The 24,941-nt window shown below is 74.7% G+C and carries 18 protein-coding genes and 1 pseudogene; 6 read left to right on the forward strand and 13 right to left on the reverse strand.

Annotation, left to right across the window (positions count from 1 at the left end; translation table 11 throughout):
• The 4 genes from ACQ614_RS24920 to ACQ614_RS24935 form a co-directional block, all read right to left on the reverse strand.
• A complete protein-coding gene (locus ACQ614_RS24920; protein WP_431680889.1) occupies positions 1-2,466 on the reverse strand; it encodes a tetratricopeptide repeat protein in 2,466 nt (821 codons plus the stop codon).
• Positions 2,459-3,850, reverse strand: a complete 1,392-nt coding sequence (locus ACQ614_RS24925) for a hypothetical protein (protein ID WP_431684014.1) — start codon at positions 3,848-3,850, stop codon at positions 2,459-2,461. Before ACQ614_RS24925 ends, ACQ614_RS24920 begins: the two co-directional genes overlap by 8 nt.
• A gap of 141 nt (positions 3,851-3,991) precedes the next feature.
• Positions 3,992-4,954: a glutamate ABC transporter substrate-binding protein gene (locus tag ACQ614_RS24930; protein WP_431680890.1), complete on the reverse strand. Its 963-nt coding sequence runs from the start codon at positions 4,952-4,954 to the stop codon at positions 3,992-3,994.
• Between the two features lie 26 nt (positions 4,955-4,980).
• Positions 4,981-6,381 carry a hypothetical protein gene (locus tag ACQ614_RS24935; RefSeq protein ID WP_431680891.1) on the reverse strand — a complete coding sequence of 467 codons (1,401 nt, stop codon included), beginning with the start codon at positions 6,379-6,381 and terminating at the stop codon, positions 4,981-4,983.
• A 254-nt stretch (positions 6,382-6,635) separates the two neighbouring features.
• Here ACQ614_RS24935 and ACQ614_RS24940 point away from each other — a divergent pair, with 254 nt between their 5' ends.
• Complete coding sequence (locus ACQ614_RS24940) at positions 6,636-6,944, forward strand: hypothetical protein (RefSeq protein WP_431680892.1); 309 nt, start codon at positions 6,636-6,638, stop codon at positions 6,942-6,944.
• A gap of 141 nt (positions 6,945-7,085) precedes the next feature.
• Positions 7,086-7,649 (forward strand): nucleosidase, encoded by a 564-nt coding sequence (locus tag ACQ614_RS24945; protein WP_431680893.1) that lies wholly within the window; start codon positions 7,086-7,088, stop codon positions 7,647-7,649.
• A gap of 83 nt (positions 7,650-7,732) precedes the next feature.
• Here ACQ614_RS24945 and ACQ614_RS24950 read toward each other — a convergent pair whose 3' ends face one another.
• From ACQ614_RS24950 to ACQ614_RS24985, 8 genes are all read right to left on the reverse strand, one after another.
• The gene (locus ACQ614_RS24950) at positions 7,733-8,155 is read right to left on the reverse strand and encodes a hypothetical protein (RefSeq protein WP_431680895.1); all 423 of its coding nucleotides are present in this window, start codon (positions 8,153-8,155) and stop codon (positions 7,733-7,735) included.
• A 293-nt stretch (positions 8,156-8,448) separates the two neighbouring features.
• The gene (locus ACQ614_RS24955) at positions 8,449-9,465 is read right to left on the reverse strand and encodes an N-acetylglucosamine kinase (RefSeq protein WP_431680896.1); all 1,017 of its coding nucleotides are present in this window, start codon (positions 9,463-9,465) and stop codon (positions 8,449-8,451) included.
• Between the two features lie 39 nt (positions 9,466-9,504).
• Positions 9,505-10,785: a 6-phospho-beta-glucosidase gene (locus ACQ614_RS24960; RefSeq protein ID WP_431684015.1), complete on the reverse strand. Its 1,281-nt coding sequence runs from the start codon at positions 10,783-10,785 to the stop codon at positions 9,505-9,507.
• A gap of 8 nt (positions 10,786-10,793) precedes the next feature.
• Positions 10,794-11,684 carry a carbohydrate ABC transporter permease gene (locus ACQ614_RS24965; protein WP_431680897.1) on the reverse strand — a complete coding sequence of 297 codons (891 nt, stop codon included), beginning with the start codon at positions 11,682-11,684 and terminating at the stop codon, positions 10,794-10,796.
• A gap of 3 nt (positions 11,685-11,687) precedes the next feature.
• Positions 11,688-12,641, reverse strand: coding sequence for a carbohydrate ABC transporter permease (locus ACQ614_RS24970; protein ID WP_431680898.1), 954 nt, complete (start codon positions 12,639-12,641; stop codon positions 11,688-11,690).
• Positions 12,642-12,651: 10 nt separating this feature from the next.
• The gene (locus ACQ614_RS24975) at positions 12,652-13,992 is read right to left on the reverse strand and encodes an extracellular solute-binding protein (RefSeq protein ID WP_431684016.1); all 1,341 of its coding nucleotides are present in this window, start codon (positions 13,990-13,992) and stop codon (positions 12,652-12,654) included.
• 121 nt (positions 13,993-14,113) lie between these two features.
• Positions 14,114-15,301, reverse strand: coding sequence for an ROK family transcriptional regulator (locus tag ACQ614_RS24980; RefSeq protein ID WP_363494498.1), 1,188 nt, complete (start codon positions 15,299-15,301; stop codon positions 14,114-14,116).
• Between the two features lie 249 nt (positions 15,302-15,550).
• A complete protein-coding gene (locus ACQ614_RS24985; RefSeq protein WP_431680899.1) occupies positions 15,551-16,663 on the reverse strand; it encodes a mechanosensitive ion channel family protein in 1,113 nt (370 codons plus the stop codon).
• A 338-nt stretch (positions 16,664-17,001) separates the two neighbouring features.
• Here ACQ614_RS24985 and ACQ614_RS24990 point away from each other — a divergent pair, with 338 nt between their 5' ends.
• Entirely contained in the window at positions 17,002-17,619 is a 618-nt protein-coding gene (locus tag ACQ614_RS24990; protein WP_363494496.1) for an HNH endonuclease, read from the forward strand.
• 107 nt (positions 17,620-17,726) lie between these two features.
• Positions 17,727-18,455, forward strand: coding sequence for an HAD family hydrolase (locus ACQ614_RS24995; RefSeq protein ID WP_431680901.1), 729 nt, complete (start codon positions 17,727-17,729; stop codon positions 18,453-18,455).
• On the opposite strand, the gene ACQ614_RS25000 is transcribed toward ACQ614_RS24995, so the two are convergent.
• Entirely contained in the window at positions 18,445-22,239 is a 3,795-nt protein-coding gene (locus ACQ614_RS25000) for a beta-N-acetylglucosaminidase domain-containing protein (RefSeq protein WP_431680903.1), read from the reverse strand. The genes ACQ614_RS24995 and ACQ614_RS25000 overlap by 11 nt on opposite strands.
• 386 nt (positions 22,240-22,625) lie before the next feature.
• Here ACQ614_RS25000 and malQ point away from each other — a divergent pair.
• Together malQ and ACQ614_RS25010 are read left to right on the forward strand one after the other, a co-directional pair.
• Positions 22,626-24,675 (forward strand): annotated as a pseudogene (gene malQ, locus ACQ614_RS25005) (4-alpha-glucanotransferase).
• Positions 24,676-24,696: 21 nt separating this feature from the next.
• Complete coding sequence (locus ACQ614_RS25010; RefSeq protein ID WP_431680905.1) at positions 24,697-24,930, forward strand: hypothetical protein; 234 nt, start codon at positions 24,697-24,699, stop codon at positions 24,928-24,930.
• Positions 24,931-24,941 lie beyond the last annotated feature (11 nt).

Below are 24,941 nucleotides of genomic sequence, written 5' to 3' on the forward strand. Positions count from 1 at the left end.
TCACACCCACGTCCGTGGGCGGGCCCGGTTGGCCCGCTCCACCATCTCGATCCTCTTCTCGGCACGGTCGGACAACCGTGCCAACACCCGGTAGGAGTGCTCCAGGGCGAAGCGCAGTTCCCGTTCCTCCGCAGGATGTCCGAGCACTTCGCGGGTCGGGTCCGCGGCGGCCCCCGCGGTGTTCGCGGCGGCGCCCGGTCGGCCCGCGACGACCCAGCCGAGGGCGGCGTCCAGCACCTCGACGGCGAGCTCCTCGCGCCGCCGGGCGTCGAGGCCGAGCGCGGCGAGCTGTTCGGAGCAGCGGGTGAGGTCCGGGCCGAGCGGGTCGGTCGCCGGGCGGCCGCGCAGCCGGGCGCGGACGGCGGCGATCCGGGCCGCGGTGTGGTGCGCGGAGGACTCCGGGACCGCCTCCAGGGCGTCGACCGCGCCCGTCCGGTCGTCGGCGGCGAGCCTGACGCGGGCCAGGCCGAAGGAGGCGCCGACGTAGGTGCGGTCGGTGGTGGCGACCAGGCGGTGGAACTCGGTGGCGTCCTCGAGGTTGCCGAGCAGTTCGGCGCAGACCGCGAGGGCCAGCTTGGGGGCGGGCTCGCCCGGGAAGGCGTCGTAGAGCGCGTCGAAGGCCTCGGCGGCGGCCTGGGCCCTGCCCTCGGCAAGGGCGGTGAGGCCGCGGTACCAGACGACCCGCCAGTCCCCGGGGTGGTCCTTCTCGATGCCGTCGAGTTCGCCGGCGGCGGTGGCCGGGTCGCCGAGCTCCAGGTGGGCGCGCAGGGCCCGCAGGCGCAGTTCGAGCGAGGGGGCGGGTGCGGTGGCGAGGGCGGCGAGGGCCTCGCCGGGGGCGGTGCCGGCGAGTGCGGCGAGGAAGCCGGCGTTGGGGTCGGCGGTGTCGACGCGCGGGACGGGCAGCGCGAGTGCGGCGGCGGCCGCATCCAGCGGACCGCCGGCGAGTTCGGTGTCCACGACCCGGACCTCGGGCCCGAAGAGGGTGGACAGGGCGGGCCGGGGCCGGCCGTCCTGGAGGGCGAGGACCTCGCGCAGCACGCCGGTGAGCTGGTCGGCCATCTCCTCGGCGGAGCCGAAGCGGCGGGCCGGGTCGGGGTCGGTGGCCCGGACGAGCAGCCGGTAGTACGACTCGTACTGCGCGAACAGCGGCACCTCGTCGGGTCCGGGGAGCTCGTGCCGGTGGGTGGTGGCGTAGCCGCGGAAGTCGATGCTGAGCACGGCCAGGGTGCGGGCGACGGTGTAGAGGTCGGAGGCGGGCGTCGGCCCGTCGGTGGCGATCTCGGGCGCCTGGTAGCCGACGGTGCCGTAGATCGGGCCGTCGTCGTCGAAGCGGCGGACGGCGCCCATGTCGATGATCTTGAGCGAGTCCTCGCTCTGGATCACGTTGTCGATCTTGAAGTCGCAGTACACCAGGCCGCGGGCGTGCAGGTGGCCGAGCGCGGGCAGCGCCTCCAGCGCGTACGCGATCGCCTGCTCCACCGGCAGCGGGTCGCGCCCGCCGTCCGGGGTGCGGCGCTCGTTGGCGATGTCCTTGAGCGACTTGCCGCCGACGTACTCCATCACGATGTAGCCGTCGGTGGAGCCGGTGCGCAGGTCCGGGTGCTCGGCGAAGTTGATGATGCGGACGATGTTCGGGTGGTCGACCTCGGCCAGGAAGCGGCGCTCGGCGAGGGCGACCGCCAGCGCGTCCTCGTCACCGGTGTCCAGCAGGCCCTTGAGGACCACCCACTTGTCGTTGACCCGGCGGTCGATCGCGAGGTAGATCCAGCCGAGCCCGCCGTGCGCCAGGCAGCCCACCACCTCGTACTGGCCGCCGACCAGGTCGCCGCGGCGCAGCTTGGGGGTGAACGAGTACGGCGTGCCGCACTTGGTGCAGAAGCCCTCCGGGCGGCCCGGGACGTCGTCCTTCGACCGGCCGACCGGCGCGTCGCACTTGGAGCAGAACCGCTTGCGCTCCGGCACCTCCGGGTTGTCCAGCACGGCCGCGGCCGGGTCGGGCCGCGGCACGGCCGGCACCGTCACCAGGCCGGCGCCGAGGTTGCCGCGCCGCCCGGTGCCGCCCGTGCCGCGGCTGCTGCGCACCGAGACCGAGCGCCCGCTGCCCGTCCGGGTGGAGCGGTGCGAGCGGGAGCGGCCGGACATCGTCCGCGCCGACACCGAGGAGCCGGTGCGCACCTGCGCGGAGCGCGCCGAGTCGGGGGAGACCCGGGCCGAGGGCACGTGCGGCGCCGTCCGGGCGCCCGCTTCGGCGGCCAGCCCGCACTCGTCGCAGTAGCCGTCGGCGTCGATGGTGCCCGGGCAGTCCCGGGTGCACCGGGCCGGACCGGCCGGCGCCGCCCCAGCGGCCCCCGCCGCGGAACCGCCCTTGGCCGCCGGTGCCGCGGCCAGCCCGCACTCGTCGCAGTAGCCGTCGGCGTCGATCACTCCGCTGCCGGAGCACTCCGGCCGCGTGCACGTCTCACCCATCGGATTCGCCGCCCCCCTGAGCGTCCCGCACCGGCCGGCCGTCCTGCACCGCCGGGGCCTGTTCGTCCTGCCCGTTCCCGTCGTCCGCAACCCTCGGCGCGGGCGGAAGCGCCGGCGCCGGGCGCACCGCCTGCTGGAAGCGCGCGACCGCCTCCGCGGCGGCGCGCAGGTCGCAGGGCGCGCTCCACAACAGCCAGCGCGCCTTCTCGAACCGCTCGACGACCTCCGGGTCCTCGGTGATCCCGAGCCGGGCGGCCATCGCCTTGTACGCCTCCAGCCGCCCCCGCAGCTCGGCCCGGACGGCCAGCGGCTGGGCCACCTCGGTCAGCGAGTGCCGCGCCCGGCCGAGCTCCTTGGCGGCCGCGTCCTCCAGGGCGTCCAGCAGAGGGCCCAGCCGGTGCCACTGGCCGCCGTGCTGCAGCTCCACCGCCAGCCCGATCCGCTCGCGCAGCGCGGACGCAGGACCGGGCACGGCCGGCACCTCGGTCGCCGCGATCTTCGCCAGCACCTCGCCGCGCGCCCGGCGGGCCTCGGCCAGCGTGGCGTCCGCGCGCTGCAGCAGGTCGGCGACCTGCTGCAGCCGCTCGTGCGACTCGTCGCGCAGCCGCAGCAGCCCCTCCAGCTCCACCCGGACGTCGTCCAGCGCCCGGCCCGCCCGGTCGAAGCGCGAGGTGTCGACCACCCCCGCCGTCCCGGCCGCCGTCGGCCCCGGCGGGGCACCCTCCGCACGCTGGGCCGGCACCCGGGCCGGCCGCCACAGCGACAGCGGGTCGGCGACCACCTCGGCGCGCTGCGCCGCCAGGTCCTCGGCCAGGCCGGCCAGGTCGTCGGCCAGCGGGTGGCCGCCCGGCCGCACCCCGACCGACAGCGCCAGCATCTGCACCCGGTGCAGCTCGGCCAGCAGCAGGTCGATCCGCGCGGGCAGCGCCGACCAGACCGCGTCCGCGGCCGCCGCCACCTCGAGCACGGTCGCGTACCAGGCGTTCATCCGCTCCAGCAGCTCGGCCAGGCTGACCTGCTCGACCAGCCGGGCGGGCGCACCGAGCCGGGCGCCGCCGTCCGGCAGCTGCCCGCCGGAGACGGTGACCGAGGCGCCGCCGAGCAGCTCGCTGAGCTCGGCCAGCTCCGCGGAGCCGGGGCGGTTGCGGCGCGAGCGGACGGCGCGCGCCGAGGCCAGCGCCTCCGAGTAGCGGTCGAACAGCGCCCACAGCACCGACAGGCCCTGCCCGGCGACGGACCAGCGCTCCAGGGTGCGCCCGGTGAGGGCTGCCCCCTCCAGCAGCCGACGGCCCGGATGGTCCTGCAGGTCCAGCAGCGCCGCCTCCACGGCGTCGCGCTCGGCTCCCAGCCGCGCGAGTGCGCGGTCCACCTCCTCCCGGCTCATCGCCGGGCCGGCAGTTCCTGCCAACGGTCCTTCCTCTCCGGTGGGGTCGCCCGGCCCCGGTGCGGGCACCGCTGCGCTGCGGCGGCGGCCTGCGGTGACGGTGCCTCGGGTGACGGGACGACGGGTGACGGGGTGACGAGACTACGGCAGGTACTGGGCGGGCGAGGCACCCATGGTGGGCGCCAGCCAGCGCGTGTAGCTCTGCTGCCACCCCCCACCGGAGCGGTACTCCACCAGCACCTGGTTCACCCAGGCCACCAGATCGGGTGCGGACTTGTTGACGGCGACGCCCATGTAGGCGTCCGAGATGGCCTCGTCGAGCACCTGCACGGTCGGGTCCTGGGCGGCCTGGGCCGCGGCCAGCGAGCCGTCGGTGAGCGTGGTGTCCACCTGGCCGAGCTGCATCAGCACCAGGCAGTCCAGCTGGTTCTCCACCACCCGGACCCCGCTGGTGCCGCGGGCGTCGCGCTTCAGCTCCGCCTCGGACGAGGACTGCGCGGCCACGCAGGCCCGCCGCCCCCTGAACGCCTGGGCGAGCGAGGTCACCTTCGCCGCCCGCGGCACCACCACCTGCTGGCCGGTGCGGAAGTACGGCGCGGAGAACGCGACCTCCTTCAGCCGCTCGCAGGTGATGGTCATGGTGCGGGTGATCAGGTCGACCTCGCCGTTCTTGACCGCCTCGATCCGGCGCGCGGTCGGCACCGTCCGGAAGGTGATCTTCTCCGGGTCGCCGAGCACCGAGGCGGCGACGGCCCGGGCGAGGTCGATGTCGAAGCCTTCGATCCGGCCCGTCCGCGGGTTGCGGAAGCCCCAGTTGAAGCTGTTCTGGTCGACGCCGACGACCAGTGAGCCGCGCTGCCGGATGCGCCGGATCGTCGGCCCGTTCGGGTCCTCGGCCGGTGCGGCGCTCTTCTTCACGTCGCAGTCCGCGGCCGGCGCCAGCGCCGGGGCGGCCGCTGCCGCCGGGGCCGCCTGCACCGCCGCCGCCCCGCCGTCCGCGCTGCCGCCTGCACCGCCGCCGGTGCCGAGCACCCCCGCGGCCACCGCGAGCGCCGCCGCGGCCGCACCGGCCGCCGTCCTCCGCCGCACCGTACGGCCCGTCATCGTGCGCACCGTCATCCCCCGCCCTCTCACCGGTACTCGGCCAGCCGGCGGCCGATGCCCCTGACGATCCCCGCCGCAGCCAGCACGGCCAGCACCGCCGCGCCCACGGCGAGCACCTCGTACCCGCCCGCCACCCCGGAGGTCTCCGAGGTGAAGCGGGCCTGCTCCGCCTTGCCGGCCGCGGCCAGCTCGCGGTCCATCGCCGCCCACGCGGCCTCGGTCGTGGCGTCCGAGCCGACCGCCACGGTGGCCCGCAGCGCGGCCTCGTAGTCGCCGGCCCGGTCGCTCGCGGCCGCCGCGTCGTGCCTGCCGTCCCAGGCGGAGAACTGCTTGCGGGCCTCGGCGAGCCGGCGCTCGGCCTCGCCCGTGGGCGCGAGGTCCGCCGCCCGCACCAGCGTGCCCGTCCCGGTACGGCCGCCGCCCTCGGCGTGCTTGCCGCCGAGCGCCTCGCTGACCGCCTGCCAGCGCTTGGTGTAGCTGTCGCTCGCCCCGCGGGCCACCAGGTTGAGGTTCTCCGCGGCACGGGCCTGCAGCGCCTCCGTCCGCGCCTGGCCCAGCACCCGCAGCGGCTCCGCACCGTGGCTGCGCCCGGCCTCCAGCGACCCGGACGCCACCATGCCGCCGACCGTCAGCCACAGGGTGGCCGCCGCCACCGCCGCCGAGGCCGCCACCAGCCCCGGGTTGAACACCCGGTTGGTGCGGCGGAACAGCTGCACCTGGTACGCGCCGAGGGCCGCCAGCGCGGCCAGGCCCAGCAGCACCGCCGCCCACGGCACCGACTCGGCGGCGTCGAAGTCCTCGTCCAGCCGGTCCGACTCCGCCGCGACCAGCTGCTGCGCGGCCGGGAGCATGGTGTTCTGCATCAGCCCCGAGGCGTACCGCAGATAGGCGCCGCCGAGCGGCAGGCCCAGCCGGTTGTCGGCCCGAGCGGTCTCCACCAGGCCCGCGTACTGCGGCAGTTGGCGGTTCAGCTGGGCGATGAAGCGCTGCGCCTCGGAGCTGGCGGTCGTCCGGGCCGCGGCCCGGGTCAGCAGTTCGCCGGCGGTGGCGAGGTCCTCCTCGTACCGCTTGCGCAGCTCGGCGGGCTCGTCGCCGGCGAGCAGGAAGCCGCTCGCGGCGGTGGTGTCGGCGTCGGCGAGCGAGCGGTAGATCTCGGCGGCGTCCCGGCTGAGCGGCTGGCTGTGCTCGACCACCTGGTCGGTGGCGGTGGCCCGGGTGTCGGACTGCCGGGCCGCTGTCCCCCCGAACAGCAGCACCAGGGCGACCAGTGCGGCGCCGGCCAGCCGGAGCCGGCCCGGCGGTGTGCCCACTGCGCGCCGCAGCTCGGCCAGCCGCTCGCCGGCGTCCTGCAGCCCGGGCAGCCGTGCCGCCGAGCCGCGAGCGCCCGGCGACGGCGCCGTCCCTTCGATGACCGCCGGTCCCGTCACCCGCCCCACCCCTCCCCCTGTGTCCCCCGCGGCCCGTCCGGGCCGGGGGACCCCCGATGCCAGCAGTATGGCCGCCGGATGTGACGGCCACACGCGAGTTGTGCCGATCTTGAGGTTGCGCCAAAGGGCCCGATCCGGGCCGAACACGGACGTTCTGTGTGCGTGCCGTGAAGGGCCCCGGGCCACCGGCACCCTACGCGGCCCGGTCGCACCGCCCGCAGGGAGGGTCCGGAGGCGCCCGTAGCATGGGCGCCATGCGTCTGCTCGGCACCATCACCCCGGACCGTCCGCTGATCGTCGTCGCCGTCCGGGAGGAGGCGGCCCACCTCGGCGAGCGCCTTCCGGTGCTGCTCACCGGCATCGGGAAGATCAATTTTTTTTTTTTTTTTTTTTTTTTTTTTTTTTTTTTTTTTTTTTTTTTTTTTTTTTTTTTTTTTTTTTTTTTTTTTTCACCCGCCCCACCCCTCCCCTGTCTCCCGCGGCCCGTCCGGGCCGGGGGACCCCCGATGCCAGCAGTATGGCCGCCGGATGTGACGGCCACACGCGAGTTGTGCCGATCTTGAGGTTGCGCCAAAGGGCCCGATCCGGGCCGAACACGGACGTTCTGTGTGCGTGCCGTGAAGGGCCCCGGGCCACCGGCACCCTACGCGGCCCGGTCGCACCGCCCGCAGGGAGGGTCCGGAGGCGCCCGTAGCATGGGCGCCATGCGTCTGCTCGGCACCATCACCCCGGACCGTCCGCTGATCGTCGTCGCCGTCCGGGAGGAGGCGGCCCACCTCGGCGAGCGCCTTCCGGTGCTGCTCACCGGCATCGCCACCGCCGCGCTGGCCACCGTGCTGGCCCAGGGCCCGCGCCCCGCGGAGGTGGTCAACCTGGGCACCGCGGGCGCCCTGCGCCCCGGCCTCGCCGGCACCACCCACGAGATCGCCCGGGTGCTGCAGCACGACATCGACACCCCGGTGCTGCGCGAACTCACCGGCCGCACCTACGGCGACGCCATCACCCTCACCGACGGCGTCGGCCCGACCCTCGCCACCGGCGACCTCTTCGTCTCCGACCCGCAGGCCCGCGAGCGGCTGGCGCTCCAGGCCGACCTGGTCGACATGGAGGGCTACGCGCTGGCCACCGTCGCCCGCCGGGCCGGAGTGCCGGTGCGGCTGGTGAAGCACGTCAGCGACGAGGCCGACGACGGCGCCGCCCGCACCTGGCGGGAGTCGGTGGACGCCTGCGCCAAGATCCTCGCCGTCTGGGCGGACGAGCGGCTCTAAGACCGACCGGCACATGGGGGGTGCGACACGGCCGGAGGCCGGGACCGCAGCGGTCCCGGCCTCCGGCCTGTGCGGGCTGCTGCTCAGCCGGAGATCTGCACGCCGGTCAGCGCGGGCACGAACTGGTCCAGCTCGGTGCGCCAGTAGCGGGCGACGTTCAGGCGGGTCGGCTTCTCCTCGTTGGGGAAGTGGAAGCGCATCGAGCTCCACAGGGTGGCCCGCTTCACCTCGGTGATCAGGGTGCGCGCCTGCTCCAGCGGCACCACGTGCACCAGCTCCTGCGGGCGGTTGCTCATCCGCGAGGCGCGGTGCACCACGACGACCCGCTCGGTGAGGGTGACGAAGTAGTACTTCACGAACAGCTGGCCGATCAGGCCGAGCTGGCTCATCAGCCACGGGCTGGGGCCGGTGACGGTGTGGAAGGTCACGACGGGCCGGTCGTTCGGCTCGATCGCGGCGATCGCCTCGGCGACCTGCTCCTGCATGGTGGACTTGCGGATCGCCATCTGGCGTTGCCCCCTGGGGATCGGGTGTGCGCCCCGTGGACGGGCGCAGGTACGAAGCCGGGAGCGTAGCGGTCGTCGGACCGCCGTATCAACGCACAAACCTGTCGGGCCGAATTCTTGACCAGGACTTAACCCGCCGTCCGCCTGGCCGGTGGCAGCGGCCCGCCGCCGCCCCCGTGGTGTGCGGACCACGGGGACGGCAGCGGGTGTCCGGAGGGGCTGCGCCGCCACCCCGGCCCCGGAGGCGAGCGGGCGACAGCACAGCGCCCGGAGGCGAGCGGGCGAAAACACAGTCAGGCTGCCGCCGAGTGCTCGGGTTCGTACGCTGCGCGCAGCCGCAGCTGGGCCTGCGCGCCGGCGCCGATCCGGTCGAGGCCGAGCAGGGCGGCGCCGAGTACCGGCGGTGCGGCGACGATGCGTGGTTCGGCGAGCGGGGCGGCGGCGGCCAGGCGGGCCGTCACGTTGTCGACGAGCAGCGGCAGCCGGGCGGCCAGCACCCCGCCGCCGAGCACCACCGGGGCGGGCTCGTCCAGCAGGCCGAGCCGCCGCAGCGCGACCACCGCGAAGCGGACGATCTCGTCGGCCTGCCGGTCGACCAGGCCGAGCGCGACCGGGTCGCCGGCCCCCGCGGCGGCGAACAGCAGCGGGACGATCTCGTGCAGCCGCTCGGGGGCGAGCCCGCCGAGGTGCACCGCCTCGGCGACGGCCGTGGCGGAGGCCAGCCCGAAGTGGCCGCCGATCGCGGCGGCCAGCTCGGTGGCCTCGCCGCGGCCGTCCTCGGCCCGGGTGGCGTGCCACATCGCCTCGGCGGCCAGCCCGCCGCCGCCGCCCCAGTCGCCGGTGAGCCGGCCGAGGGCGGGGAAGCGCGCGGTGCGGCCGTCCGGCAGCAGGCCGACGCAGTTGATGCCCGCGCCGCAGACCACGGCGACGCCGCGCGGGCCGTCGGTGCCGGCCCGCAGCAGGCCGAAGGTGTCGTTGGCGACGGCTGCGGTGGTGCCCCAGCCGCGGGCCTCGACGGCGGCCAGCAGCCGCTCCTCCTCGACCGGCAGGTCGGCGTTGGCGAGGCAGGCCGAGACGTGGGCGGCCACCGGGGTGCCGGGTCTCGACCCGGCCTGTGCGGTGACCGATTCGACGAGCGGGGCGAGTGCGCCGATCGCCTCGTCGGCGCCGTCGAGCTGCGGTTGGAAGCCGCCGCCGCGGGCGGTGCCGAGCACCGTGCCGTCGGTGGCGACCAGTGCCACGTCGGTCTTGCTGTTCCCGGCGTCGATGGCGAGGACGCCGGGGAGCCGGGCGTCGTGCTGGCGGTTCATCGGTTCCCCCGGGGGTGGTGCGAGGCGGTCATCGTCGGGTCACGCCCAGCCGAGGTGGGCGCGGTTGTGGGCGATCAGCCGGTCGGCGAGCCGGTCCGCGAGGTCGATCTGGCCGACCAGCGGGTGGGCCAGCAGGGCGTCGAAGACCCGGTCGCGGCCGCCCTTGAGGGCCGCCTCCAGCGCCAGGTGCTCGTACGCGGTGACGGCGGCGATCAGGCCCGCGTACAGCGGCTCGACCGGGCGCTGCGGCAGCGGGCGCACGCCCTGCGGGTCGACCTCGGCGGGTACCTCGATCACCGCGTCGTCGGGCAGGAAGGGCAGGATGCCGTCGTTGCGGGTGTTGACCACCTGGACGCCGGCGGCGCCGCCGGTGCCGAGCAGGGCGGCGATCAGCTGGACGGCGGCCTCGGAGTAGAAGGCGCCGCCGCGCTTGCCGAGCAGTTCCGGCTTGGTGTCCAGAGCAGGGTCGGCGTACATCTCCAGCAGCTGCCGTTCGATCGCGGCGACCTCGGCGGCCCGCGAGCCCTTCTCCTTCAGCTCCTCGACCACCAGGTCGTGCTGGTAGAAGTAGCGCAGGTAGTAGGAGGGCACGACACCGAGCCGGCGGATCACGTCGAGCGGCAGGTGGAGGTCGGCGGCGATCGCCTCGCCGTGGCCGGCGAGGAGTTCGGGCAGCACCTCGCGGCCGGTGGCCGCGCCGGGGGCGTCGAGCAGGGTGACGCCGCGCTCCCAGGTGAGGTGGTTGAGGCCGACGTGGTCGAGCCGGATGCGCTCGGGCTCGACGGCGAGGTGGGCGGCGAACTTCCGCTGGAAGCCGATCGCGACGTTGCACAGGCCGACGGCCTTGTGGCCGGCGGTCTGCAGGGCGCGGGTGACGATGCCGACGGGGTTGGTGAAGTCGACGATCCAGGCGTCCGGGTTGGCCCGGCGGACGGTCTCGGCGATGTCCAGCACCACCGGGACGGTGCGCAGTGCCTTGGCCAATCCGCCTGCGCCGGTGGTCTCCTGGCCGACGCAGCCGCACTCCAGCGGCCAGGTCTCGTCCTCGTTGCGGGCGGCCTGGCCGCCGACCCGCAGCTGCAGCAGGACGGCGTCGGCGCCCTGCACCCCGGCGGCGACCTCGGACGCGGTGGTGACCCGGGCGTCGTGGCCCTGCCGGGCGAAGATCCGCCGGGCGAGGCCGGCGATCAGCTCCAGCCGGTCGGCGGCCGGGTCGACCAGGACGAGTTCGCCGATCGGCAGGGTGTCCCGCAGCCGGGCGAAGCCGTCGATCAGCTCGGGTGTGTAGGTGGAACCGCCGCCGACGATTGCCAACTTCAATGCGGACATCAGCCCTTGACCCCTGTCAGTGTCACGCCTTCGATGAAGGCCTTCTGTGCGAAGAAGAAGAGGATGATCACCGGAGCCATCACCAGCAGGGTCGCCGCCATGGTGAGGTTCCAGTCGGTGTGGTGGGCGCCCTTGAAGGACTCCAGGCCGTAACTGAGCGTCCAGGCGCCCGGGTTCTCGCTCGCGTAGATCTGCGGGCCGAAGTAGTCGTTCCAGCAGTAGAAGAACTGGAAGAGTGCGACCGCGGCGATCGCGGGCCGGGCCATCGGCAGTACCACCCGCAGCAGGGTGCGGACGTCGCCGCAGCCGTCGATCCGGGCGGCCTCCAGGTACTCGTTCGGCACGGTGAGCAGGAACTGCCGCAGCAGGAAGATCGAGAAGGCGTCGCCGAGGGCCATCGGCACGATCAGCGGCCAGAGCGAGCCGGTGAGGTGGAGCTGCTTGGCCCAGAACAGGTACATCGGGATCACGGTGACCTGCGGCGGCAGCATCATCATCGAGACCACCGCCATCAGGGCGAGCCGTCGGCCGCGGAAGCGGAACTTGGCCAGTGCGTACGCCACGGGGAGGCTGGAGAAGACGGTGAGCAGGGTGCCGGCGCCCGCGTACAGCAGGCTGTTGCGCCACCAGGTGAGGAAGCCGGGGGTGCGCCAGACCTGGACGTAGTTCTCCCAGTGCCAACTCGTCGGCCACAGCTCGGAGGTGAGCGCCTGGCGGTCGCTCATCACCGAGGTGAGCAGCACGAAGACGAAGGGCAGCAGGAAGAACAGGGCGGCGGCGATCGCCAGCGAGTGCACGGCGATCCACTCGAGGGCGGCGCGGCGGCGGGCGGTGCGTGCGGCGGCCGTACGGGCGCCGGCGGGCAGCGGCAGGGCGGTGGAGAGTGTCATGGCTCAGTCCTCCACCAGGCCGGAGCCGCGGCGCAGCAGCAGCGCGGTGAAGGCCGTCGAGATCGCGAACAGGACGAGGGCGGCGGCGCAGGCGGTGCCGGTGTCGAAGCGCTGGAAGCCCAGGTTGTAGACCATCTGCGGCAGCGTCCAGGTGGAGCCGTGCGGGTAGCCGGGCTCGAACTGCTGGCCGGAGCCGCCGATCACGCCGCTGGCGACCTTCCCGGCGACGATCGCCTGGGTGTAGTACTGCATGGTCTGGATGACCCCGGTGACCACGGCGAACAGCACGATCGGGGTGATGTTCGGCAGGGTGACGAAGCGGAACCGCTGCCAGGGTCCGGCGCCGTCGAGCTCGGCCGCCTCGTACTGCTCCTTCGGCACGTCGAGCAGCGCCGCCATGAAGATCACCATGAGGTCGCCGATGCCCCACAGGGCGAGCAGGGTCAGCGCGGGCTTGGACCAGTCGGGGTCGGTGAACCAGCCGGGCTGCGGCAGACCGAGGTCGCCGAGCAGGTGGTTGACCGGGCCGGTGCCGGGGTTGAGCAGGAAGGCGAAGGCCATGGTGGCGGCCACCGGCGGGGCCAGGTAGGGCAGGTAGAAGGCGGTGCGGAAGAACCCGCCGCCGGTCTTCACCTTGGTGATCAGCAGGCCGATGCCGAGGCCGAAGGCGACCCGCAGGGTGACCATGACGGCCACCAGCCACAGGGTGTTGCGCAGGCCCTGCCAGAAGAACGGGTAGTGCTGGAAGAGGTAGGTCCAGTTCTTCAGGCCGGTGAAGGTCGGGGCGGTGAAGCCGTCGTACCTCATGAAGGAGAAGTAGACGGTCGAGACCAGCGGGTAGGCGAAGAACAGCCCGAAGCCGATCAGCCAGGGGGAGAGGAAGGCGAGGGTGCGGCCCGCCTCCCGGCGGCGCTTGCGGCGCAGCGCCGCCGGCCGGGGTGCGTGGAGAAGTGCCATGGCGTGTCCGTCACTTGGCCTGGTCGATGGCCGCGTCGATCTCCTTGGCGGTGGCGGCGAGGCCGGCCTTCAGGTCGGCGAGCCGGCCGGACTCGTACTCGTAGCCGAGGTTCTGCATGGAGACCTGGTAGGCGCCGCCGTTGACCGAGGCGGGCGTGGTGGAGGAGTGCGGGTTCTTCGCGATGTCCAGGAAGGTGCGGAAGTTGGCGTCGGCGTCGAGCTTCGGGGAGTCGAGCGCGGCGAAGGTGCTCGGCACGTTGTGGATGGCGTTGGCGAAGCCGACCACCGCATCGGTGTCGGTGGTGAGGTACTTGACGAGCTGCCAGGCCGCGGCCTGCTTGCGGCTGCCGCTGGCGATGCCGATGACGGTGCCGGTCTGGTAGCCGCGGCCGTAACTCGCCGCCTGGTCGTCCGGTACGGGGAAGGGCGCGGTCGCCCACTCGAAGGCGGGCTTGTCCTCGGCGAGCGAGGCGGTGCGCCACTCGCCGTCGATGGCCATCGCGACCTGGCCGGTGGTGAACGGGTTCTTGGCGCTGAACTCGTCGCCGAAGCCGGTGCGGTACTTCTCCAGCTTCTCGAAGCCGCCGAGCTTGTCGACCAGGCCCTTCTGCCAGGAGTACATCGCGGCCACCTTCGGGTCGCCGGCTATGTCGGACTTCCCGTCCTTGCCGAAGTACCCGGCGCCGTACTGGCCGAGGAAGTGCGAGGGGGTGGACTCGTAGCCGTGGTAGTTCGGCATGAAGCCGAGCTGCTTGAAGCCGTCGCCCTGGGCGATCGTCAGCTTGACCGCGGCGGCCTCGAATTCGCTGAAGGTCTTCGGCGGCGCGGCGATGCCGGCGGCGGCGAACGCGGTCCTGTTGTAGTAGAGGCCGTAGGCGTCGCCGAGCAGCGGCAGCGCGCACTGGTTCCCCTGGAACGCGCTGTAGGACAGCATCGCGGCCGGGAAGGTCTTCGCCGGGTCGACGCCGTCCTTCTTGAGGAAGGGGTTGAGGTCGGCCCAGACCCTGGCCGAGCAGAACTTGCCGACGTTGTCGGTGGTGAAGGAGGACACCACGTCGGGCGCGTCCGCGCCGCCGGCCCGCAGGGCCTGCTCGCTCTTGTCGTCGGCGATGTTGCCGACCACCTTGACGTGGATGTTCGGGTGGAGCTTCTCGAAGGCGGCGATGTTGTCGTTGATCGCCTTGGTCTCGTTCTCCTGGCTCCAGCCGTGCCAGAAGGTGATGGTGACGTCCTTGCCCTCGGCGGAGCCGTCGTCCGAGCCGCCCTGGGGGGTGCCGGTGCAGGCGGGGAGCAGGGCGAGGCAGGCGGCGCCGGCTGCGGCGGCGAGCGTGCGGCGGGTGCTGCGCGGAATGTGCACTTCGGGGTCCTCCTGGGGGTACGCGGGCAGGGGGCATCGCCCTTCGGCCCGTGTGCGGGGGATGGGTGCGGGGCGGTGGCGGGGTTCGGCGCGGAGGGGATCGGGTGGCGGGGGGTCAGTGGGTCGTGAAGGCCGCTTCCCGGGCGGTGGCCAGGGCGCGCTGGAGCGCGCCGTGCAGGACGGGCGAGCCCGGGACGGCGCTGCAGCGCACCTCGGGGCGGGGGATGGAGATCAGGGCGAGGGCGTCCTGGACGTAGCCGCGCAGCCGCTCGCCGCCGGCGGTGGGGATGCCGCCGGAGAGCACGAGGAGTTCCGGGTCGACGACCGAGACGATGACGGCCAGGCCGACCGCGATCCGCTCGGCGAGCACCTCCAGGAAGCGGTCGCCGTCGCCGGGGGTGGCCAGGGCGAGGGCGACGGCCTCCTCGGCGGTGGCGGCGGCGAGCCCGTGCGCGGCGGCCAGCTCCATGACGGCGTCGGCGCCGGCCAGCTCCTGGAAGCCGCCGGAGTTGCGCCGCCGGACGTCGCGGACGACCGGGGCGCCGGGCACCGGCATGTAGCCGACCTCGCCGGCGCCGCCGGTGAAGCCGCGGTGCAGCCGCCCGGCGATCACTATCGCGGCGCCGATGCCCTCCTCGGCCCAGAGCAGGACGAAGTCCTCGCAGCCGGCCGCCGCGCCGAAGGCCTGCTCGGCGATGGCGGCCAGGTTGACGTCGTTCTCGACGGAGACGGGGGTGCCGAGCGCGGCCTCCAGCTCGGCGACGAGTCTCGGCGAGTGCCAGCCGGGCAGGTGCGAGGCGTAGCGGAGCTTGCCGGTGGCCGGGTCGAGCGCGCCGGGGACGCCGATGACGGTCTCCCGGAGGCTGCCGGGGGCGAGCCCGGCCTGCCGGACGGCCTCGGCGACGGCCTCGCCGACCTTCTCCACGGTGCCGGCGGCGGACCAGCCCTTGGTGGCGACCTGGTGCTCGGCGAGCGTGGTGCCGGTGATGTCGGCGACGCCGATCCGCACGTGGGTGGTGGTGACGTCCAGCCCGGCGACGTACCCGGCGGCCGGGTTGACCTGGTAGAGCTGGGCGTTCGGCCCGGGCCCGCCCGCGGTGGTGCCGACCGGGACGACCAGGCCCGCCGCCTCCAGCCGGGTCAGCAGCTGGGAGGCGGTCGGCTTGGACAGGCCGGTGAGTGTCCCGATCTGGGTGCGGGACAGCGGGCCGTTGGCGAGCAGCAGTTCCAGGGCGGCGCGGTCGTTGATCGCGCGGAGCAGGCTCGGGGTGCCCGCGAGCGGGGGTCGGGTGGTGTCGGTCACGTCTCGATCCTCCTCTGCGAGTGCCGTCGGGTCGCTCCCGGGGCCCGGGGACGGGTCCGGAGAACTGTTAGGAAAGTTTCCAGTCGCTATGGGAGGACCGTAGGGCCAGGCCGGAGCGGGTGTCAATGGGCCACCGACAGGTCGCCTGCCCCTCGGCCACGGCCCACCCGGGGGAGCGGGGCCGCGGACACGCGAAGGGCCCCGTTCCCACCCGGGAACGGGGCCCTTCGTACGGCTGTCGCGCCGCGGCTACTCCGCCGACTGCGCCGGGATCGGCTTGACCGCCGCGGACTGCGGGGACAGCGGGTCCGACAGCGCCGAGGGCGCCGCGATGTCCGCCGCCGGGACGGCCGCGACCGGCGTCGCCGACACCGTCACCGCCTCCTCCTTGAGCTTCACCCCGGCCTCGTCGAACGCCTGCTTGAGCCGCTGCCGCAGCGCCCGCGCCACCTGCGCCGACTTGCCCGGCGTCGTCCGAGCCTCGACCTTCAGCACCAGCGAGTCGGTGGCCACCGAGTCCACGCCCAGCACCTTGACCCGGCCCCAGATCAGCTCGTCGAACGGGCTCTCCTTGGAGAGCTGCTCGGCGGCCTCGGCGATCAGCAACTCGACCCGGACGAGGTCCTCCTTGTAGCCGACCTGGACGTCGACCGTGGCGGTGCCCCAGCCCTGGCTCATGTTGGCGATCCGCTTCACCTCGCCGTTGCGGATGTACCAGATCTCGCCGCCCGCACCGCGCAGCTTGGTCACCCGCAGGCCGACCTCCAGCACGGTGCCGGTGGCCACCCCGGTGTCGATCTCGTCGCCGACGCCGTACTGGTCCTCCATGATCATGAAGACGCCGGACAGGAAGTCCGTCACCAGGTTCCGGGCGCCGAAACCGATCGCCACACCGGCCACACCGGCACTCGCGAGCAGCGGCGCCAGGTTCACCCCGAGCGCCGACAGCACCATCAGCGCCGCCGTGCCGAGGATGGTGAACGAGGCCACGCTGCGCAGCACCGAGCCGATCGCCTCGGACCGCTGCTGCCGGCGCTCGGTGTTGACCACCCCGCTGTTGGCCAGCAGGCCGCCGAGGCGGCCCATCTCGTCCTCCTCCTCCGAGGGCCGGCCCATCCGCGCCACCAGCTGCGATATCAGCTTGCGCACGACTGCCCGCAGGACCAGCGCCAGCACCACGATGAAGACGATGCGGACACCGCCCTCGACCCAGCTCTGCCAGTTCTGGTCCAGCCAGCTCGCGGCCTGCTTGGTGGAGGCGGACACCTCGTCCGCGCTGGTCGGCAGCTTCAGGTCGAGCGTGGGCTGGGCGGGCGAGGGGGTGGCTTCGGCCAGTAGGCCTGTGACACCGGACCGGAACACGTGCAGGGCCCTCCGTGGAGCGGGTACGGCCGGCGCGGGGCGCCGGCACGGCCCGGCTGGCGGACCGTCCCGTCCAACCCTAGCGGCCCCGCGGCCCTGCCCCGGACGGCTCGTCAGCCGCCGCGACCCGCCCGAACGGGCCCTCACCGGCGACGACGCGTGCACCGCGCCCGACGCGTGGGCATACCGCCTATGACGGATTCCACATCCGGTCCGTTACACAGGAGTGGTGGCGCCGTACCAAGGCGTAAGGCGACACTGGGGGAGATCGCGCCGCAATGCGATCACCCGCTCGTCCCGGCGCGAGCCACGCGCCGCAGGCGTCCAAGGAGGCATCCGTGCCGCATGTCCTGGTCCTCAACGCGTCGTACGAGCCACTCGGAGTGGTCTCCACCCGCCGCGCCCTCATCCTGGTCCTCAACCACAAGGCAGTCAGCCTGGAGGACTCGGCAACCACACTGCACAGCGCCACCACCACCGTGACGGCACCGTCCGTCGTCCGTCTGACCCGCTTCGTGCGGGTCCCGTTCCGCGGGCCCGTCCCGCTCACCCGCCGCGCCCTGTTCGCCCGCGACCACGGGCGCTGCGTCTACTGCGGGGCCGCCGCGACCAGCGTCGACCACGTCATCCCGCGCAGCCGGGGCGGCCAGCACCGGTGGGACAACGTGGTGGCGGCCTGCCGCCGCTGCAACCACATGAAGGCCGACCGGCACCTCTCCGACCTCGGCTGGCGCATGAAGCGCCCCCCGGCCCCGCCCAGCGGCCTGGCCTGGCGCGTCATCGGCACCGGGATCAAGGACCCGCGCTGGCGCCCCTACCTGGAGCCGTACGGCGGGCTCGACCAGTTCCGCGAGTACGAGCACCACGACCATACCGACCACGCGGGTGCCCTGCCGGCTCCGGCCGTCCGGACCCACCCGACCCGCCGCGGCGAGCCCGAACCGCTCTCCGCCTGACAGACAAGGGCCTGCCCGTCACACTTCGGTACGCCTCATGGGCCGCCGGCGCACCCCTCAGCGGGAGCGTCGGCGGCCCGCCGTCTGCATCCCCACCAGGAGACCGCATGGTGCCGGCCGAGAGCCGCCCGACCGCAGCCGACCCGTCCCCCGACGCGCCGCCCCGGGACGGGCTGTCCCCGGACGGGCCGTCCTTCGACGCCGTGTCCTTCGACGGCGACGACACCCTCTGGGACTTCACCGCCTCCTACGGCCCGGCCATCGCGCACGCCGCCGAGGTGCTCGGCAGCGCGCTCGGCGAACCGCCGGTACCGGTCGACTGGCTGCAGCGGATCCGCACCGAGGTGGCCGCCGACCACCCGGGGGCCACCCTGCCCGAACTGCGCCGGGCCGCCTTCGCCGAGGCCGTCCGCCGCCGCGCCCCCGACCGCCCCGACCTCGCCGACCTGGTGTTCCGGGCGTTCATGGCCGCCCGCGCCCGCTCGACCAGGCTCTTCCCCGAGGTCCGCGCCACCGTCGCCGCACTCGCGGGGCGGATGCCGCTCGCGCTGACCACCAACGGCAACGCCGAACTCTCCTGGACGGGCCTCGACCCGTACTTCAGCGCGGTCGTCCGGGCCGTCGACTGCGGCCACTCCAAGCCCGACCCGGCGATCTACCTGCTCACCGCCGAACGCCTCGGCGTCGAGCCCGCCCGCATCCTGCACATCGGCGACCACCCCGTCGAGGACGTCGAAGGGGCCCTCGCCGCCGGCCTGCAGGCGCGGCTGCTCGACCGCACCGGCCGTACGCCGGGCGCGCTCACCTCACTGGACGGCCTGCTGGTCAGCCGGTGACCGCGTACAGCTCGACACCCCACAGCGAGTAGCCGTACTTCGTCGCCCGGGTCACCCCCTGCACCCGCAGGAAGCGGGTGCCCGGGGCGTCGAAGCGGACCGTCTCCGCGCCGCCCGCGCCGTCCTCCACGGAGGCCACGGTCGTCCAGGTGACCCCGTCCGCGGAGGCCTGCACCTTGTACGCGGCCGCGTACGCGTCCTGCCAGTGCAGCACCGCCGAGCCCAGCCGGACGGCCTTCGGCAGCTCCAGCTGCACCCAGGAGCCGTCCGAGGCCGGCGAGGACCAGCGGGTCCGCGGGTCGCCGTCGTTGATGTTCGAGGCCGGGAAGGACGGCGTCTCGTTCGCCGAGGAGGTCGCGGTCGCCGCCCGTGCCAGGTCCGGGCCGCCGGTCGGCGGCACCACGTGCACCAGCAGGTCCTGCCGGACGGTCAGCGTGCCCGCGGTGAACGTCACCGGCACCCGGTAGGTGCCCGACGGCGTCCCGGCCGCCGCCACCACCTGCAGCGGCACCCCGACCCGGCCGCCGCGCGGCACCGCCACCGCGGCGCCCTGGGTGACGGTCAGGCCCTTGGCGACCGCCGGCACCTCCACCTTCAGCTCACCGCTGGTGCCCTCCGGGCGGCCGGTCTCCAGCACCGCCTTGGTCACCTGCGGCACCGCCTGCCCGGTCACCACGTCCAGGGTCGCGTCCGACAGGCTGAGCCGCGCCGCCGGGGTGTCCGCGTACCAGGGCACGATCTGGTTGACCACCGGCGCCTGCCAGCCCGGCGCCCACGCCAAGCGGATCGCCTCGGCCGCCCGGCCGCCGGCCGACAGCTCGTTGTAACCCGGCTTCAGCGTGCCGATCGTCGTCCACGAGCCGTCCGCACCGCGCACCGCGACCGTCGCGGACGCCTGCACGTTCGGGTCCGTCAGCACCGTCACGCGGTCCAGCGGCCGGGCCGAGCCCAGCTCGACGGTCAGCGGCGCGGAGGCCGCCGTCGGCGCCTCGGCCGCGCGGAACGCGGTGTCCGGGTCGCCGTCCAGCACCGCGTCCGGCGAGGAGCCCGGCGCCGCCGCCGGGCCGGTCACCACGGCCGGCGTGTCGTCCGGCGCCGTCACCGAGAACTCCCGGACGGCCACCGCGGTCTTCTGCCCCGTCCGGGCCCGCAGCCGGACGGCCTTCGCCACGGTGCCCGCCGGCGCGCTCACCGAGACGCTCTTCTGCCCGTGCACCACCGCCAGCTGCCGCCAGCCGCCGCTGCCCGTCGAGTACTCCAGCACGCCGTCGCGCAGGTAGTCGTCGGCGGCCGTCGCCGCGTCCGGCCCGTCGCCCCACGAGCCCATCAGCACCGTCACCCGGCCCAGCGGCCGGCCGTTGCCGAGGTCCAGGCCGACGGCGTCGCCCGCCTGCGGCGGCGAGGCGCTCCAGTAGAAGGTGTCCGGCGCGCCGTCCGTCATCAGCGCCGGGCCGTGGTCGTTCGCGGTGCCGATCGTGGTGGTCGGAGTGCCCCCTGCGGCGTCCACGCCCGCCCAGGTGTCGGCGTCCTTCAGCGCCCGCTCCAGGAACGGGTCCAGCACCCCGGCGCCGACCGTCACCGCGCCCTGTGCCAGCCGCTCCCGCAGCTGCCGCAGGTCGACCCGGGCCTGCCAGGCCGCACTGCCGTCCCCGCCGCGCTGCGCCAGCAGCATCGCCACCGCCGCCTGCCCGGCCCGGCCGTACGCGGCCAGCCGCTCCAGCCACGGCCCGGCGTCCTGCGCGACCGGCTCCCCGGCCAGCGCCTGCGGAGCGCCCGCCATGGTGGCGAAGGCCTCCCGCAGCGGGGCGGCCGCCGCCTGCAGCGCCGCCTGGTCCGGCGACCCGCCCGAGGACGGCTCCAGCGCCGTCCAGAAACGCTCCAGCAGCGGCGCCAGATAGCCGGACTCCGTCTTGTCCAGCGGGGACGACGAGCTGTTCGCGGCGAGCGCGGCCAGCGCCGCTTCCGCCGCCCGGCCGCCCGACAGCGCGTGCACCGCCGCCCGCACCGACTCCGACGACCGGTAGCCCTCCGGCTTCCAGCCGAAGTCCGCGGCGGTCGCCAGCGGCAGCCGGGAGGCCACCGGCTGCGCCATCGCCGAGGTCAGCAGCACCGCCGAACGGGTCGCCACCCCAGGGTCGCGGCCCGCGTACCCGCCGAGGAACAGCCGGTCCGGCGTGGAGTCGTTCACCGGGTAGTTGTCCATGGTGACCAGCGGCCGGTCGAACAGCCCGGCCGTCTCCGCGAGCTGGTCGCCGGTCACCTTGGGCGCGATCACCGCGCCGCCGCTCCAGCCGACCTGCACACCCGCCGGCAGCGCCGCGGCCAGCGCCTTCCGGTACGGCGTCGCACCCTGCTTCTGGTACTCCGTCGGCACCACCGTCAGCGGGGCGAGCTCCGGGTGCTCGGCGATCACCCGCCGCTGCACCTTCGCCACCAGCTCGGCCTGCGCCTTCGCGGCCGCCGCCGGACCGGTGCCGTAGGTGCGGCGGTCGCCCGGGCAGTGCCACTCGTCGTAGCTGACGTCCAGGAACTGCAGCTGGAAGGCGCGGAAGCCGAGTCGGCGCAGCCCGTCCAGCTTGGCGACCAGCGCGTCCACGTCCTTGCCCGAGCTGTAGCAGAACGACTGCCCGGGATCGATCGAGTAGCCGAGCACCACGTGGTTGGCCCGGGCCCGCTCGGCGAGCCGGCGCAGCGCGTCGGCCTGCGCCTTCGGGTACTCCTCGCGCCAGCGGGAGGTGCGGTACGGGTCGGCGCCGGGCGCGTACAGGAAGAAGTTCTGCTTGGTGCGGCCGAGGAAGTCCAGCTGCTCCATGCGCTCCGCGGTCGTCCACGGTGTGCCGTAGAACGACTCGGCGGTGCCGCGGACGGGCGCGCCGGTCGGCCAGTCGCGCAGCACCACACCGGGGAAGCCGCGGCCGGCGTTGGCCGGGGCCTGGCCCTGGCCGCCCTCGATCGGGGCGAGCAGCTGCCGCAGGCTCTGCGCGGCGTAGAAGGTGCCCGTGGCGTCGGCACCGGCCAGCACCACCGCGCCGTAGCTGCCGCCGCCCGCCGCGGGCAGCTGACCGGCCGCCAGCACGTACCCGCCGGCCGGCAGCCCGGCCACCGACACCTCGGACGCCGCCCGGCCGGCGGCCGACGCCAGCCGGCGCAGGACCTGCTCGGTGTCGCCGCCCGCGCCCTCCGCGGGGCCGCCCACGTACACCACCAGCGAACCGGCGGCGGGGGAGTCGGCGGGGTCGGCCTCGACGATGTCGGTCGCACCCGCGGTGCCCAGCACCTGCCGGACGGCCGCCAGCGCGGGGCCGTCCGCCCGGCCGGCCGTCACCAGGGCGACGGTGTCGGGGACGGCGACGGCGTCACCGGCCGCTTGCAGCTGCTGCGGGCGGGGGTACACCTGCGGCTCGCTGATCGAGCCGAGCGGGGTGACGGGGGCGGTGGCCACCGCGCGGTCGCCGATCGTCGGCACCGCGAGGGCCGGCGGGCCGGCCAGCAGGCCGCCGACCACGGCGGCCGCCGACAGCGTCGCGGCCAGCTGCAGGGTGCTGCGGCGCCGGCCCGCGGGGGTGCGGCGCTCGGCGCGGACGGAGGCCAGCAGCGGCTCGGTGCCCTTGATGTCGGCGATGAAGCGGTCCGCGGCCTTGGGCGCCAGCTGGCGGGCGGTCCGGGCCGCCGTACGGCGCGTCGTCAGCGCGGCCGGGTGGTTGAGGAGTTCGCGCAGCGCAGGACTCTGGTCCAGCTGCTGCCTCAGCCGCCGCCCGGCGGCCACCGACACCCGTGCCTGCACCGGACCTCCTCCACACCCACAACTACAGCTCACCGGGCCCGCCACCCGGATCGCCGCTCGTACCCGCCTCAGCGGGCCAGCCCACCAGCTGACCGCCCGGGTGTCAACGCCGGTGGCAGGTATGCCCGATTTGCTCCCGAGAGGCGCCCCGGGATCGCCCGGCCCCGCGGGCGGGGAGGTACGTGTGCACGAATCTGCGCCTGCGTCCCGTGCGCCCGTCGTGTCGGACGGGGTCACCGGGCCCCGCGGCGGGTAGGACTGTGCCTGTTCGCGTTCGGTGATGGCCCGACTGCAGGGAGCCGCGAGTGGCTGCATACCTTGACCGTGACCAGGCAGTTGGGGAGCAGGTCCCCGCCGAGGACGCGCCGCCCCCGCCGCCGGAACTGGTGGCGCTGGCGCACGCGTACGGGGTGGACAGCAGCTACAACCCGGGCGGCGGGGCGGTCCCGGTCGGCTCGGACACCCTGGTCGCCGTGCTGGCCGCGCTCGGGGTGGACGCCTCGACGCCGGACGCCGTGCAGGCCGAGCTGCACAGGCACCGGGTGGAGACCGCCGCCCGGCTGCTGCCGCCGACGGTGGTGGTCCGTCAGGGCCGCCGCACCGCCCTGGACGTCCCCGCCGAGGCGGAACTCGCCGTCGAGCTGGAGGACGGCGGCCACTGGGACCTCCCGAAGGGCCACTCGCACTGGCTGCCCGCAGACCTCCCCCTCGGCCGGCACCGGCTGACCGCGAAGGCGGGCCCGCGGGAGTCCTCCGCCGCCCTGATCGTCGCCCCCGAGCGGCTGCCGGAGCCGCAGGGCCGCAGCTGGGGCTTCCTCGCCCAGCTGTACTCGGTGCTCTCCGACCGCTCCTGGGGCATGGGCGACCTCGGCGACCTGGCCGACCTCGCCCGGTGGGCCGGCCACGAGCTGGGCGCCGGCTTCCTGCAGATCAATCCGCTGCACTCCGGCATGCCCGGGGCGCCCTCCGACCCGTCGCCGTACCGCCCCTCCTCCCGGCGTTTCGCCGACCCCGTCCACCTGCGGATCGAGGACGTGCCCGAGTACGCGTACGCCGACACCGCCGTGCGCGGGTACGCCGAGCGGGGGCCGGCTGCGCGCCGAGGTGCTGGAGCACGACGGACTGATCGACCGGGACGCCGTCTGGGCGCTCAAGCGGGAGGCGCTGGAGGCGCTGTACGCGGTGCCCCGCACGGTCGGCCGGGACGCCGCCTTCCGGGCGTTCGCCGCCCGCGAGGGCGAGTGGCTGGAGCGGTACGCCACCTGGTGCGCCCTCGCCGAGGAGCACGGCCCGAACCGGCACACCTGGCCGAAGGGCCTGCGCCGCCCGGACAGCCCGCACGTGGCCGCCGCGAAGGCGGTGCTCGCCGACCGGATCGGCTTCCACCGCTGGCTCGCCTGGCTGGTGGACGAGCAGCTCGGCCGGGCCCAGCGGGCCGCCGAGGACGCCGGCATGGCGGTCGGTCTGATCCACGACCTCGCGGTCGGCGTGCACCCGGACGGCGCCGACGCCTGGGCGCTGCAGGACGTCCTGGCGGAGGGCATCTCGGTCGGCGCCCCGCCGGACGCCTTCAACGCCCACGGCCAGGACTGGGGCCTGCCGCCGTGGCGCCCGGACGCGCTCGCCGCCGCCGGCTACGAGCCGTTCGGCGAGCTGCTGCGGGCCGCGGCCCGGCACGCCGGGGCGCTGCGGATCGACCACGTGATGGGCCTGTTCCGGCTGTGGTGGGTGCCGGCCGGGCACCCGCCGACCCGTGGCGCGTACGTCCGCTACGACGCGGAGGCGATGCTCGGCGTGCTGGCGCTGGAGGCGCACCGGGCCGGCGCGTACGTGATCGGCGAGGACCTGGGCACCGTCGAGCCCGGTGTGCGCGAGGAGTTGACGGGGCGCGGCATCCTCGGCACCTCGGTGCTGTGGTTCGAGCGGGACTGGCACGGCAAGGGCGAGATCCTCCCGCCGGAGCGCTGGCGGGCCGGCTGCCTGGCCACCCTGACCACCCACGACCTGCCGCCGACCGCCGCCCGGCTCAGCGGCGAGCACGTCGAACTCCGGCACCGCCTCGGCCTGCTGGCCCGGCCGCTGGACGACGAGCAGGACGCGGCGCGGGCCGAGCTCGCCGAGTGGCGTGAGGAGCTGACCGCCCGCGGCCTCGTCCCGGAGGGCGCCGAGCCGACGCCGGAGGCGCTCTACGACTTCCTGCGGGCGACGCCGGCGGCGCTGGTCGGCGTCTGGCTGCCGGACGCGGTCGGCGACCCGCGCCCGCAGAACCTCCCCGGCACCTGGGACCAGTACCCGAACTGGCGGCTGCCGGTGGCCGACCGGGAGGGCCACCCGGTCACCCTGGACGCGCTGGCCCAGGCGCCGTCCACGGCCCGGCTGGTCGCGGGGCTCGCGGCGGGGCTCGGAAGGCCCACCCCGCCGCGCGGCGCCGTGTGAGCGGCCGGTACCGTGGGAAACGTGGACAAGAGGAATGCTGTGCGCGCCGGTGCGGTCACCGCGGCGGCCACGCTGATGATGCTGATGACGTCGCCCGCCATGGCCCTGACCCGCGACGACGGTGACGAACCGGGCAGCGGGATCAGCACCGGTGAGGTCATCGGCATCTACGTGCTCCTGCCGATCGCGCTCTTCCTGCTGATCGCCGGCCTGGTGATGCTGCCCTCGCTGCGCAGCAAGGGCAAGAACAAGTAAGACATCCGTCC

It is taken from the genome of Kitasatospora dryopteridis (assembly GCF_050749075.1).
GTDB lineage: Bacteria > Actinomycetota > Actinomycetes > Streptomycetales > Streptomycetaceae > Kitasatospora.